We start from the raw sequence: 13,077 nt of genomic DNA, 5'->3' as shown, positions 1-13,077 counted from the left end.
GTATTCAATTAATTTCCTAGCCTTTTACACTTCCCGCTGTAATACCTTTCATAATATGCTTTTGGAATATGAAGAATAAAACAATTAATGGCAAAGCTACAATAACGCTTGCTGCAATCATAATGGGATATTTTTCTGCACTTTGACCACCTGATGTTAATAATGCACCCAGCCCCAAGGCCAAAGTATATTTTTCAGATGAGTTAATAACAACGAGCGGCCATAGGAAATTGTTATAGTTCCACATAAACGTAAATATACCTAATACGACTAAAATTGGTTTTGAAAGCGGTAAGGCAATTTTATTGAAAATTTTAAACCAGCCTGCTCCATCCATAACAGCCGCTTCTTCAAGTTCTCTAGGCAAACTCATAAAGTGCTGTCTCATCATGAAAATATTATAAATTGAAATGAAAAACGGTAAAATCAATGCTGCTAAGCTATCATAAAAACCTAACTTATTGACGATAATCATATTCGGAACGAGTAAGACAGTACCAGGTACCATCATTGCTGTTAAAATAACTTTAAAAATAACATCTCTTCCTTTAAAGCGCATTCTTGCAAAAGCATATCCAGCCAATCCATTTAAATAAAGGTTTAATGCAGTATTCACAACAGCAACAATTAACGTATTCTTGAAAAGCATTGGAAAATCTAAATACTCAAATGCTTTCTTATAATTCTCTAGAGTAAAATAAAAGCTACCATCCTCTTTTTTAGGTATCAATTCAAAGGTAGTTGAAAAGATATCTTTACTTTCTTTAAATGACGATGATAGGAGCCAAATAAATGGAAATACTAATACGAGTGCAAATAGAATCAAACCTATGTATAGGAAAATTCGTTCCATCTTCATTTTTTTCAAGCCTGCTCAACTCCTAATCGTCAAATCGTTGTGGTATAAACTTAAAGTTAACCCATGTAATAATTAATATAATTATTAATAAAATGTAAGACATAGCAGACGCGGTACCCATTTCAAAATATCGAAAAGCATGATTATATAAACTAAGCATATAGGTTTGTGTTGCGCCATCTGGGCCTCCACCAGTCATCAAGTACATTTGGTCAAATACTTGGAACGCCGCAATTAAGCCAGTTACGATTAAGAAAAAAATTGTAGGTTGGATCATAGGTAGTGTTACCTTCGTAAATTTTTGCCAAGCATTAGCCCCATCTATCGTGGCTGACTCATATAATTCGTCTGGAATCCCCTTCATAGTAGTTAAGAGAATTAACACATTATAGCCAAGGGCTGACCATATTGCCATTATCCCTAAAGTAGGGAGCGCTGTTGATTTACTTCCTAGCCAACTTTGATCAATATCAAATAATTGACTAACTAATCCATATTTAGGATCTAATAAAAATATCCACATGGCTGCTACGGCAACCATTGCCGTTATATTAGGAATATAGTAGGCCGTCTTAAAAAAACCTTCACCTTTTACATTCGCATTTAACATCGCTGCTAATACGAGTGCAATAAAAATCCCTCCTGGTAAGCTAAAAACGATATATTTTAGCGTTATCCAAAGGGATGGCCAAAAATCAGGATAATTCACTGAATCAAACAATAAGTTTTTATAATTCTCAAACCCTACAAACTCAGCTGGAGACCTCAAGTTCCATGAGGTAAAGCTGATTCCAAATGAAAGAAGCATAGGGGCCAACTGAAATACGATGAAATAAAGCAATAACGGTAAAATAAATACCCAACCCATGGTTGATTCTTTGGCATACCAATTTTTGAGTTTTGTTAGTTTTTCTCTACTCATTGCTTCACACCTCTACTCTTTGTCAATATAAAGGGGGAGAAACCCTCCCCCTCTTTTACTTTTTATTTACTCATAATGACATTCGCATCTTCTTGTGCCTTTTTCATTACTTTTACAGGATCTTCTCCAGAAATAATAACTTTGTCTAAAGATGAACCAACAACTTCATCATTAATTTTTAACCATTCGGTAATTCTAGGTCTTGCTACCGCCGTTTCAATTTGTTTTGAGAAAACACTTAGATTTTCATCTTCTTTGTATCTAGAATCAGCCGCAGCATTTACATTAACCGGAAAGTTACCGGTGATTTCAGACATTGTAATTGCGTTTTCATCATTGGTTAAATATTTAATAAAATCCCATGAGGCGTCTGGATACTCTGTATTTTCATATATGACGATATCATCCCCACCCAAATTTGAATGCGATTTTTCTCCTTCTTTATAAGGAATAAGAGAGACACCAAAATCCAAATCACTGAAGTTGTTTTTATAGTTATCAATATCCCATGCGCCACTGATCTTCGTTGCAATCAAACCGTTACCAAATGCATTTTGCGTATCTCGAACGGATTGATCTGAATATTTCAATAATTCATCTAGTAGCTTTGCAGCTTCTAGTGCTTTTCCTTCACCGAATGTTGCCTTTGTTTCATCATCATTTACCATTGAACCACCTGCACTATGAACGAGAGCTGGATATAACCATGCTGCATAACCACCATCTCCAATTCCTTCGAATGCAGCTATTTCTCCTTTTTGGTAGACTTCCTTTGCCATATCAATCCACTCTTCAAATGTCTCAGGTGGATCTTCAACTAAATCTTTATTATAAAACAATACAACTGTTGATTGATTTAGGGGAAGACCATAAAGTTTTTCATCTACTATTACAGAATTAAATGCACCATCGAAATAATCATCACGATTGATACCATTTTCACCTTCTACGTATTGATCAACATTTAAAAGCACTCCATCTTTGGCAAACTGTGGAACAAGTGGTTGATCTAAATAGGAAATATCGGGGTTATTACCTACTGCAATTGTTCCGTTTAGCTTCGTATTAAAATCATCTTTAGGAATAAACGTTAACTTAATTTCAGTTCCAGTTTCTTCTTCATACTTTTTAGCCAAATCTTTTAACTTATTCTTACCTTCAATGGATTCTGGCTCATATACCCAAAAATCCAAGCTTGCGTCTTTTGTGTCGCCTCCAGCACTACTTTTACTAGAAGAATTTTCGGAGCTAGAACATGCTGTTATAAGAACCAATACTAAAACTAAAATGATAGAGAACAAATATTGCTTTTTCATCTTTCTCCCCCTTAATAAAATGAATTTAAATGTTATCGTTAACATTTTTCTTTAAAAAAATATCTTATTGCCTTTCACCTTTTACCACGGTAAAATTCATACTTAAACTCTCGCATTAACAGAAACGGTGTAAACTAGATTTTACTTAAAATGTTAACGATAACATACAGTAAGTATACAAACCATATGATAGCGCTGTCAACACTTTCTTTTTATGTAGCTGTTGCAAAATCGTTGCTATGAAAAAGGACTTAAAGATTCCTTTTAATCTAATGACAATTCACCCTGTTTTTTTGAAATCAGCTTTCTAATCATATTTTTTAGTTCACCATATTAGATACTATGGAGGGGTCAGGCTCGAGCCTGACCCCTCATCTCCTACTCTTTACCTCGCCATCATTTCCTTAACCACTTGCTCACTAACCGCTCCTGTACCGCCTAGAATTGTAAATTCGTTTGCTTTTAACATTCCAACAGCTTCTTTCGTAGTTTCAGGCAATTTGTCTGGCTGTACTAGAAGTACTGTTGCTTCTTGTCTTGCAGCAAGGACTGATCCCGCTAAGGCATCAGCGAAATCCATACCTGTCGTTACGAAAACGTGATTCGAAGGATTTAATTCTGTTGCCACTTTTGCGGCTGTACCAAAACGATCCTTGCCAGAATACCTTGTTGGTTTTGGAAGGTGTTGTGCTACTTTTTCGCTCACGACTCCCGTGCCGCCTACTATAATCGTGCTTTCTTTTGATTTTAGTACTTTTTCCGTTTCATTCGGAAGCTTTTCTTTCATTGTAAAAAGAATCGGATAACCCTTTTCTGCAGCGTAGGCACCAGCTGACAAAGCATCAGGAAAATCGAGTCCATTTACAACGATCGCTTTTTCGAAATCACCCATACGTGCCGAAATATTTGCGGCCGTTTCAAATCGGTCATGCCCCCCAATTCGATCGACTTTGATACCCATTCCTCGAAGTTGATAGACAACATAATCTGAGACGACGCCTTCCCCTCCTAAAATAATCACTTTCTCTGGAGAAAGACGCTGAATTTCTTTTTTCGTGCTGCTAGTCAACTTGTCCTTACCTGTAAGCAGAATAGGCGCATCTAATTGATAAGCATAAGGGACACCAGCAAGCGCATCTGCGAATTCATCTCCTCTTGTCAGGATTACCGTGTCGGCTTTTTCCCAGCCTTCTTTAGAAATCTCAACTGCCGTTTCATAGCGGTCGGAACCTGACAACCGCACAGGCTCTTTCGCCTCTGCTTCCCCAGCATTCGAAGTCACTTTCCACGTATATTTCTTCGTATTCTTACCAATTGCGCCACCATCGTTGTTAAAAATTGCGGTTTTATTTTCTTCTGATGGTTCAATCGTGATCGGTATTTCATTCTCGCCATTTTCAAGCGTTACTTCATGCGTAAATGTCATATCCTCATTTACTGCCACTTTTTCACCATTGATCGTCAGGTTACCTTCTTTAATCGCATTACCTTTAAACGTAACCGTGTCACCTTCCACAACCGCACCATTTTCAGGAGACGTCACGACAACTGGCATGTCGATCCAGCGAAGAATTTCATCCTGTACGACCATTTTATTACTACCCTGGTTCGTTACCGTTACTTTAAGATCTGTGCCTTCCGCTCCGTAACCATAGTAACTCACGTCATCGTCTGACTTATCGTTACGTGTATGGTCAGCAAGACCCTCTTGATCCCACGATTCCCCTTTTACATATTTGTACGTTAAAATCGTCCCTTCTGGGAACGACTTTTGGATCTCCCAGTCTGGTGATACCGCTCCGTTACGAGACATTTCCCACGCGCTCGTACTCCATCCATTTTGATCACCTGGCATCGTTACTTTCGCGCTAAGCGGCGTATCGTCTGGAGCATGAACTTTAAACGTGACGTCAACCATGACAATATCTGGCGTAACCTTCACTTCATTCGAAGCCGTTTGATTGCCAGCTTGATCATAAGCGACAATGCGATACGTATACGTTTTTCCGTTCTGTACAGCAAAATCGGTGTAAGTCGTCGTCTCTGCATTTTCGATGAGCTCGATTGTTTCGCCATCACGCTCTACCGCTAAAAGATAAGCACCGTCAGCGCCATCAAGCTTCCAGTTCAACGTCACTTGACCGGACTCTTTTAGTGGCTCCTCTAATTTCACTGCATCCGCCGGTGCTTTCGTATCATCTTCATTTTGCGTAAACGTCACTTCTTCGGTGTTCGTTGTTTTCCACGTTGCACCACGATCGGTTGAAAAAGCAAGTCGATAAGCATAGGTTCCTTTTTCGATCGGACGGAAATTAGCTTTAAATTTGTTAAATGCGCCATCCTGTCCCGTATAGGTTGCCTTCGACTCCTGCCAATCACCGTCACCCTGCTTCACTTGAAGCTTTCCAATTAAGCCTTGTGCAAGGTCCGTTTCCGTAGCGCCGTCAATTTTTACACCCGCTTCAATCGCAAAGGCGTTTGCTAGATCGAGCACCTGGTCTGGGGTCGCCGTAACAGATGAGATCTCATACTTTCCTTCTTTCCACTCAATGTGTGGAATCGTTGGTTCTGTTGTTTCTACCTTAACGGATTCATTTCCATCCTCATCTACTGCCGTTACGGCAAAATAGTAAGACTGGCCGTTTGTTAATCCGTCGACGGTCAGGTCATTGCCGTCTGTCACACCCACTTCTTCATACATCGCCCCTTGAAGCGTTGAGCGATACACCTTGTACTGCGCTGCATCACCTGTCCATGAAAGAGTGGCGCTTCCTTCTCCGGTAGCGACTTTTAAATCACTTGGTGCTTTCGGAAGTTCAAAATTCTGTCCTTGATCCGCAATTAGCATGCGGCCAGTCATCGCAGGGATTGTGACAGATACTTTCCCGTCTTTAACCGATACGCTGTAATCCTTCGCAAGTCCATCAGTAAAGGAGATTTTATTTTTCACAACATCTTTTACATCTAGATCAATCGTTTGTGCTTTCGTGCCGCGGTTCACTGCAATGATTGCTGCACCGTCTTTATCCGTACGCGCAAATGCATAAACATCGCCTTCTGCATGTAGCGTTGTGAGCTTTCCATATGCCAGTATATCTGCATTTTCAGTACGAATTGCTCCTGCAGCTTGATAGTGATCGATCAGGTCTGTATTCTCATCACCCCATGGATACGTGCGGCGGTCATCAGGATCTTTAGAACCCGTTACGCCAGCTTCATCGCCATAATAAATCGTCGGAGCACCAGGGTAGCCCATTTGCAGCACGGCCGCTAACTTTAGACGCTGCACGCCAAGCTCATGATCGTAATTAGGATCGAATTCTGCTCGCTCATACGTATCCGTTCCGCCGCCAAGAACGTAAATGGCACGCGGCGTATCGTGAGATCCCATTAAGTTCATAAGCGCATGGAACGCTTCATCAGGATAATCTTCTTGTACCGCCATCAGCTTCTCATCTGCACTCGCGGCATCTCCGCTTTTCAAGAAATTGAGAATGGCACCTTCAAACCGATAATTCATCACGGAATCATATTGATCGCCAAGGAAGTATTTCGAAGCATCATCCCAAATTTCACCGAGAATAAGCGGCTCTTCCCCTTCTTTTAATGTTGCACCAGCACCGGCCATTTCTTCAGACTTTAATTCATCACGGAACTCTCGCCAGAATTCCATATCCACTTCATTCGCTACGTCAAGGCGCCAGCCGGACGCGCCATTTGTTAACCATGATTTAGATGCAGAATCTTTGTCGTACATAATGTAGTCCGCAAATTTTTCATTATTTAACTCACTGTCGTAATCAACTGCATCACCTTCAACGCTTTTGATTTCAGGAAGGGAATCATAGCCCCACCATGCCTGGTAATCGTAACGTTCATTCCCATTTTCGTCCGTTACTTTTTCATTTTTAAGATTAAACCAGTTGTGGAAACCGTATTCGTCATTAAACGTTTGCCCCTCATCCTCGAGCTGTTTACGCGCTTCTACTTTCGCCTCTTCTTCATTCATACCGTCTTCATTCATAAGGTCATAAATGCGAGACCAGTATTCATAGGCACCAACTACTTCATATTTCCCGTAGCGGTCAAAATAGATGGAGTCATCGCCAACGTGATTAAACACGCCGTCCATAATAAGATGCATATCACGTTTTTCGAGTTCATCCGTAAACGCTTTAAATTCTTCTGGGGTACCAAACATTGGATCAACCGCTTTCCAGTCCGTTGCATCATATTTGTGGTTTGATGCTGCCTTAGCGATTGGATTTAAATAGATCGTATTGACACCGAGTGATTGGATGTAATCGAGCTTTTGCTGAATCCCTTTAATGTCACCACCAAAAAAATCATTGCTCCAAATCCCATCACCCTCGTAGTTGGCACTATCTGAAAGCCTTGGATTATCCGGTAGCTCTCCCCAATTCTGATCTTCAATTGGTTCAGGACCACGCGCCGTTTCCTTTGCATCGTCATTGCCTTCATTTCCATTGTAGAATCGATCAGGGAAAATTTGATACACAACAGCTTCCTTCATCCAGTCTGGCGTTTTATATCCTGGATCAAAGACCGTTAATTGGTAGAGTTCTGCATTCGCATCTACGGCTTTACCTGCTTCACCCTGCTTCGTATCTTCTCCGTATTCCGCTTTAGCCGAACCATCACGAACGATAAATTTATAGCCGTAAAGGCCTTTTTCTTCAGGTGTTACTGTCGCTTCCCAATAATCTTTGCCGTCAGAAGTAGCGGCTTTTTCCATTGCAATTAGATTGCTTGTACCTGTATTTTGATTCTTAATGTAAAGATCGGCTTTTGTTAAATCATCTTTCTTTGCTGCTAGACGAAGGGTTACTGTCTTTCCTTCTGGCACGGCACCAAACGGAGAGCGAAATGCTTCTTCCCACGAGTTATGTAGAAGACTTGCCTTCGAAATGGCGCCATCTGATCCTTCTGCTGTATAATCTGTGCTTACTTCTTTTGTTTCTGTATTATAAAAGAACGTAACGTCCGCCTTTTCAATCACGTTTAACGTTGCATTATCTGCAGGGTAATCTTCTCCCCACGTATCTCCAAGCACGACTTTATACTCATAGTTTCCTTTAGGAACACTTGTCGAAAAGGAATAAACGTTATCAAAATTATCATCAGAAAACAGCGCAGTGGACTGTTCAGGACTCCATTCAGCCCCTGCATCAATCGCAGGTTGAATCGAACCAACAAGTCGTGGTTGTTTATCTGTCGTCACCGGCGTATAGGTCGTTGAGTTCGCAATGGCGTGGGTTTCATCATGATAATAAAACGTCACTTTCGTCTTTTCATCTAATGTTAGTTTCAGATTGTTCGCACCATCTCCATAGCTCTCTCCCCACGATTGGTTGATCGCTATTTTATACTCATAAGTTCCAGCTGGAAGTTCACCAGAGAATTCATAAAATCCGTCTCCTTTTGCTTCCATCTTTGTTTCTTCAGACGCTGGATCCCATTCTCCCGCTGCTCCAAGCTCGTCTTGCAAATCACCGACAAGGGTTACAATCCGTTCATCTGTCGTCGCACCAATTGTAAACGTACTGTTATCGCTACCATTTGGATTTAAAGGATCTTTCATCCATTCATCCCCTACGATAAATTTGTACTGATGAAGTCCATCGGATAAATCATCTACCGTTAACTTCCAGACACCCTCTATCTTCTCGAGCGGTAGCGCTCCTTCCTGCCAATTTGTGAAATCACCAGCTACAAGAACGGATTCCTCACTTCCATCTCCTTCGAAAATAAACGTTGCTGACGTTCCATCAATAACAGGACTACTAGCTGCCTTCACTGTTCCCGGAATAGCCCCAGCAAGCAGTTGTACAACAAGAATAATGACCAGTGACAGTGAAAGTTTTCTTCGATTACCCCTTTTCATCCTTTTCCCCCTTAAAGAAAATGTGAAACCGTTTGCACAAAACGATAAAAACAAGGAAATCGCTTGTCTTCTTAAAAAAACCAACGATTCCATCATTTAGCAAACGCTTTCATTCTTTATTTTGTCACAGGTTTTAAAAGGAATCAACTACTTTTAGAATATTGTTTCATATCTCATAAAGTTCAATTGGCAGACCGTCTGGATCTGCGAAAAAGGTAAAGCGCTTGCGTGTGAGCTCATCCACTCTTATGTTTTCAAGTGATGAAACGCCTTTTTCCTTAAGGTGTTGCACCGCCTCATCAAGATCCGTTACTTCAAACGCCACGTGTCTTAAACCCCTTGCTTCAGGGTAAGTCGGTCTCTCTGGGGCGTTCGGAAAAGAAAACAATTCAATTTGAGTATGTTCCCCTACAGCTAAATCGAGTTTGTACGAATTTCGTTCTTTTCGATACGTTTCTTCAATCACTGTTAATCCGAGAGTATTCGTATAAAATTCTTTGGATCGTTCGTAATCTGAGCAAATAATGGCCACGTGTTGGACTTTTGTAAACATTTTGATCACCTCTCTTCCACGATAGTTCCGAGGTGTTCTAACGTCAATAAGAAATTCCCACTCATGCCCTTTCCTTTATAATAGAGATTCTGCTCCATCTACAAACATCGCTGTGCCTGTCACATGACTGGATGCATCGGAAGCTAGAAAATAAACCACATCCGCTACTTGCTGTGGCGAGCCTGGCTTTTGCTCAAGAGGATGACTTCCTTCAGGATATTCGACCGGGATTTCGATGTCTTCCACACTTTCTTTTTTATCGGTATTCTGATCAATGTTTGTTTCAATCGCACCAGGACAAATCGCGTTAACGCGAATGCGATACTGAGCCAGTTCAAGCGCAGCCATTTTCATAAAAGCCACTTGTCCTGCTTTGGACGTACTGTAGGCAGACATGCCGAAATTTGAAAAAGTGCGATTGCCATTAATGGAGCTTGTAATAATCATGCTACCTCCATTTTCCTTCATATAAGGGATCGTGTGCTTGACCATTAAAAACGTACTTCGCAAGTTTGTTTCAATCGTTTGATCCCACTCTTCTACCTTCATTTCTTCAATTGGATTGAGCGTTCCGTTAATCCCGGCATTATTGAAAAGAATATCAATGCGTCCCCATTCGCTCACAACTTGCTTTAATCCGTATGTAACCCGTTCTTCGTCGGCAACATCCACATCAAGTACGAATGCTTCACCCCCGTCATGAATAATATCATCCTTCACTTGTTCTGCACGACTTTCTTTTAAATCAAATAAACAAACGCGAATTCCTTCTTTCGCCATTCGCTTAGCTGTCGCTGCTCCAATGCCAGAACCTCCACCTGTAATCACTGCCACTTTGTTCATGTTCATAACCTCCTTTTTTCTGCCTATTCCCGCTGCTACGTTTTTTAGACCATTTTTTGAAAATAAAAAGAGACCTGCATAGGCCTCTTATTGCTGATCTTCCGTTTCATCATTCGGCTGCTTCTCGGCGTCGTCCATATCGCCTTCCTCCATGTTGCCATCTTCATCTTGATCGCCTTCTTGCTTCCCATCTTGATTCATCGTATCGTCATCTTCTTCATCAATTGTTCCATCGTCTTCATTCACATTCTCTTCATCCTCAGGCGTATTCTCCTGCATTTCTGGATCTTCAACGGGACCTTCTTCTTCATTTGCATTGGAGCATGCTGCTATGTTCAACGCAAGTAAACAAGTAACTAGTGATAGCATCCACTTTTTCAAAATAACTCCTCCTCGTAGCTGTAATAGTGGTATTTTGGCCATCTCTTTGAAAAATATGTATCCATAAAACCACCGTCTGCAGATGAGGATAAATCAAGCCGATTTTTTACAAAAATAGTCATAAACAATTGTTATTTTTTACAAATTTCTACACCATTCGTAGGTTAAATGTCCTATGATGAAAGTAGTTATTTTCGTTAGCATTCGTTAATCGTACAACGTATCCTCCAGAAAAGGGCAACTATTTTTGAAAAAAAGTAGACGCAAAGTAAACAGATCTAAGGAAGTTGTTATTGGAGCTTCTACGATGGCTGAACTACCTGGAATGAGTTAAAGGAGGAGTTACATGGGCGTACATACGGAGGAAAAACTTGATGAAGAATGGGTTGCACTAATCATTGAAGCAAAAGAACTTGGCATGGATATTAACGAAATTAAATCATTTCTTCATCAAAATGGAAAGTAACTTTAACGAAAGCGGCATCGCATTATGCCGCTTTCGTTCTATTTACGGAACAAAAACATACTGGTATAATTATGAATAGAAAGAATTTTGTCGAAGCATCGGAGGGATAAACGTGATCGGGGAAGAAGTTAAAAAGTATCGTTTACGCAAAGGATTATCACTTTCAGAATTAGCAGAACGCGCCAACGTCGCGAAATCGTATTTAAGTTCCATTGAACGAAATATACAATCAAATCCCTCTATTCAATTTCTAGATAAAATTTCAAATGTACTGGATGTTTCAGTCGAAGTGCTCCTTCAAGGGGATGATCCGATTCACCAAAGTGAATTAGACGCTGAATGGAAGAAGTTAGTGAAAGAAGCGATGGAATCAGGTGTTAGTAAAGATCAATTCAAGGAATTTCTTGAATTTAATAAATGGCGCGCAAAGCAGGGGCCTCATCAATAAAGTGTCATGCAAGAGCCGACACCTTTTGGTAGGCTCTTATTTCATTTTCAACTAAGGTCATCCAAGTACAAATGTAGCGAGTAAACTGGGGAAGCTTGATTAACCCTTATGGTCCTTTTCCCATCATTCGTTATGAGGTGAAATGGTTTGGTTTTTAATGATTTTACTTAGTTCCTCATACATTTTTTTTTCATCCTCGATCAATCCCTTGATGTCCTGGTCTTTATATTCGAGACTGTGAATTTTCTCTAGAATAAAAGGCAGATCACAGTTTCCTTTATACTCATCGTTAATGTAGAGCTTGGCAATTTGTTCATCAATCGCGATCACTTTGATTCTTTTTCCAAGTATATAGGATACAAACGTCCCCTCACCTAACTTAATCACCATCATTCCTCCTTACTTTTTTGAGGAATTGATTAAAAACCGCTTCACTTCCTCCTTAGACAAACCTATATTTCTTGCGATTGACATAAGGGTCACCCAATCCTGATCCAATTTTTCGTCAGTATACGTTCTCATTCCCCATCCCCCTTATCAAATTCAGCAATAACCGACACTAATAAAGAACGTTTTGTTCTTTATTTAGAATGTACATCTAATATAGTCTTATTTTGGAAGATTAAAAAGAGTGAAAATTCTTTATTTTAAGCTGTATTCTTAAATAAACTTGCTATTTTCTAATAAATCCTCTATTATTCTTAATTTTTCACAATTTTATATTTCTTCTTATCGTTTATTTATAAAATCTATGACTATTGTTCTGTTTACAGAACAAAGCGTTCTTGATAAAATTAACTCATTAAATAATGATAAAGTCGAGGTAAAGGGATGATCGGTGAAAAAATTAAACTTTATCGGAATCGAATGGGATTGTCATTGACAGAATTAGCAAAGCGGGCAGGGGTGGCCAAATCTTATCTAAGTTCCATCGAACGAAATCAGCAAGCAAATCCGTCGATTCAATTTCTTGAAAAAATCGCAGCGGAACTTAAAGTGCCGATTGAGGTATTTATTCTTGAAGAAGATCATGAAGAACCTGCGCTTGATACAGAATGGAAAGAATTGATCGAAGAGGCCATGCGCTCAGGCATTACAAAAGAAGACTTTGCGGATTATTTAGAGTTTAAAAAGTGGCAATTGCATCACGGAAAAAACGATCCGGAAAAATAGAAACTCCTGTCCAGAATGGACAGGAGAGAAAGTTCTTATTCAGCAGAGTTCTCGGAGTTTTCGTTAGCTGCGGGCTCTTCGGTGTTACTTCCATTGTTCATAGAGTTGTTGCCGTTCTCTGAATCATTTTCACCGCTGTTACACGCTGTGATTAACATAACAGCTACTAACGAAGTTGCAATTTTGAGCATGAATTTCTTGTTATTCATTT

General features: G+C 40.0%; 13 protein-coding genes and 1 riboswitch. Of the genes, 3 read left to right on the top strand and 10 right to left on the bottom strand.

The window, feature by feature from the left end; all coding sequences use genetic code 11:
• Positions 1-16: 16 nt before the first annotated feature.
• The 7 genes from LCL91_RS08245 to LCL91_RS08215 form a co-directional block, all read right to left on the bottom strand.
• Positions 17-859: a carbohydrate ABC transporter permease gene (locus LCL91_RS08245; RefSeq protein ID WP_224881745.1), complete on the bottom strand. Its 843-nt coding sequence runs from the start codon at positions 857-859 to the stop codon at positions 17-19.
• 22 nt (positions 860-881) lie between these two features.
• A complete protein-coding gene (locus LCL91_RS08240) occupies positions 882-1,781 on the bottom strand; it encodes a carbohydrate ABC transporter permease (protein ID WP_224881574.1) in 900 nt (299 codons plus the stop codon).
• Between the two features lie 62 nt (positions 1,782-1,843).
• On the bottom strand, positions 1,844-3,097 hold the full coding sequence (locus LCL91_RS08235) for a sugar ABC transporter substrate-binding protein (RefSeq protein WP_224881572.1): 1,254 nt from the start codon (positions 3,095-3,097) through the stop codon (positions 1,844-1,846).
• A gap of 385 nt (positions 3,098-3,482) precedes the next feature.
• Positions 3,483-9,002 carry an alpha amylase N-terminal ig-like domain-containing protein gene (locus LCL91_RS08230; protein WP_224881569.1) on the bottom strand — a complete coding sequence of 1,840 codons (5,520 nt, stop codon included), beginning with the start codon at positions 9,000-9,002 and terminating at the stop codon, positions 3,483-3,485.
• A 166-nt stretch (positions 9,003-9,168) separates the two neighbouring features.
• Positions 9,169-9,555, bottom strand: a complete 387-nt coding sequence (gene gloA2, locus LCL91_RS08225; RefSeq protein ID WP_224881567.1) for an SMU1112c/YaeR family gloxylase I-like metalloprotein — start codon at positions 9,553-9,555, stop codon at positions 9,169-9,171.
• Positions 9,556-9,630: 75 nt separating this feature from the next.
• Entirely contained in the window at positions 9,631-10,398 is a 768-nt protein-coding gene (locus LCL91_RS08220) for an SDR family oxidoreductase (RefSeq protein WP_425589668.1), read from the bottom strand.
• 87 nt (positions 10,399-10,485) lie between these two features.
• Entirely contained in the window at positions 10,486-10,779 is a 294-nt protein-coding gene (locus LCL91_RS08215; protein ID WP_224881562.1) for a hypothetical protein, read from the bottom strand.
• A 226-nt stretch (positions 10,780-11,005) separates the two neighbouring features.
• Positions 11,006-11,103, top strand: a riboswitch (cyclic di-GMP riboswitch).
• A 22-nt stretch (positions 11,104-11,125) separates the two neighbouring features.
• Here LCL91_RS08215 and LCL91_RS08210 point away from each other — a divergent pair.
• Both LCL91_RS08210 and LCL91_RS08205 read left to right on the top strand, forming a co-directional pair.
• Positions 11,126-11,245, top strand: a complete 120-nt coding sequence (locus LCL91_RS08210) for an anti-repressor SinI family protein (protein ID WP_098445355.1) — start codon at positions 11,126-11,128, stop codon at positions 11,243-11,245.
• A gap of 112 nt (positions 11,246-11,357) precedes the next feature.
• Positions 11,358-11,693, top strand: coding sequence for a helix-turn-helix domain-containing protein (locus LCL91_RS08205; protein WP_159786228.1), 336 nt, complete (start codon positions 11,358-11,360; stop codon positions 11,691-11,693).
• 123 nt (positions 11,694-11,816) lie between these two features.
• On the opposite strand, the gene LCL91_RS08200 is transcribed toward LCL91_RS08205, so the two are convergent.
• Together LCL91_RS08200 and LCL91_RS08195 are read right to left on the bottom strand one after the other, a co-directional pair.
• The gene (locus LCL91_RS08200) at positions 11,817-12,080 is read right to left on the bottom strand and encodes a hypothetical protein (RefSeq protein ID WP_224881560.1); all 264 of its coding nucleotides are present in this window, start codon (positions 12,078-12,080) and stop codon (positions 11,817-11,819) included.
• Positions 12,081-12,092: 12 nt separating this feature from the next.
• On the bottom strand, positions 12,093-12,215 hold the full coding sequence (locus tag LCL91_RS08195) for an anti-repressor SinI family protein (RefSeq protein WP_098445358.1): 123 nt from the start codon (positions 12,213-12,215) through the stop codon (positions 12,093-12,095).
• A 309-nt stretch (positions 12,216-12,524) separates the two neighbouring features.
• On the opposite strand from LCL91_RS08195, the gene LCL91_RS08190 reads away from it, so the two are divergent.
• Complete coding sequence (locus tag LCL91_RS08190; RefSeq protein WP_224881558.1) at positions 12,525-12,866, top strand: helix-turn-helix domain-containing protein; 342 nt, start codon at positions 12,525-12,527, stop codon at positions 12,864-12,866.
• Between the two features lie 35 nt (positions 12,867-12,901).
• Here the strand turns inward: LCL91_RS08190 and LCL91_RS08185 are convergent, their stop codons facing one another.
• Positions 12,902-13,075 (bottom strand): hypothetical protein, encoded by a 174-nt coding sequence (locus LCL91_RS08185; protein ID WP_165998598.1) that lies wholly within the window; start codon positions 13,073-13,075, stop codon positions 12,902-12,904.
• Positions 13,076-13,077 lie beyond the last annotated feature (2 nt).

This window comes from Guptibacillus hwajinpoensis (assembly GCF_020171785.1).
Taxonomy (GTDB): Bacteria; Bacillota; Bacilli; order Bacillales; family Guptibacillaceae; genus Guptibacillus; species Guptibacillus sedimenti.
This window is presented reverse-complemented; position numbering and strand designations above follow the sequence as displayed.

Bases quoted from the DNA above. Each gene is read 5' to 3' on its own strand.
- LCL91_RS08210 (WP_098445355.1), top strand. From the start codon at position 11,126: ATGGGCGTACATACGGAGGAAAAACTTGATGAAGAATGGGTTGCACTA.
- gloA2 (WP_224881567.1), bottom strand. From the start codon at position 9,555: ATGTTTACAAAAGTCCAACACGTGGCCATTATTTGCTCAGATTACGAA.
- LCL91_RS08190 (WP_224881558.1), top strand. From the start codon at position 12,525: ATGATCGGTGAAAAAATTAAACTTTATCGGAATCGAATGGGATTGTCA.
- LCL91_RS08195 (WP_098445358.1), bottom strand. From the start codon at position 12,215: ATGAGAACGTATACTGACGAAAAATTGGATCAGGATTGGGTGACCCTT.
- LCL91_RS08220 (WP_425589668.1), bottom strand. From the start codon at position 10,398: ATGAACAAAGTGGCAGTGATTACAGGTGGAGGTTCTGGCATTGGAGCA.
- LCL91_RS08245 (WP_224881745.1), bottom strand. From the start codon at position 859: ATGAAGATGGAACGAATTTTCCTATACATAGGTTTGATTCTATTTGCA.
- LCL91_RS08185 (WP_165998598.1), bottom strand. From the start codon at position 13,075: ATGAATAACAAGAAATTCATGCTCAAAATTGCAACTTCGTTAGTAGCT.
- LCL91_RS08240 (WP_224881574.1), bottom strand. From the start codon at position 1,781: ATGAGTAGAGAAAAACTAACAAAACTCAAAAATTGGTATGCCAAAGAA.
- LCL91_RS08230 (WP_224881569.1), bottom strand. From the start codon at position 9,002: ATGAAAAGGGGTAATCGAAGAAAACTTTCACTGTCACTGGTCATTATT.
- LCL91_RS08235 (WP_224881572.1), bottom strand. From the start codon at position 3,097: ATGAAAAAGCAATATTTGTTCTCTATCATTTTAGTTTTAGTATTGGTT.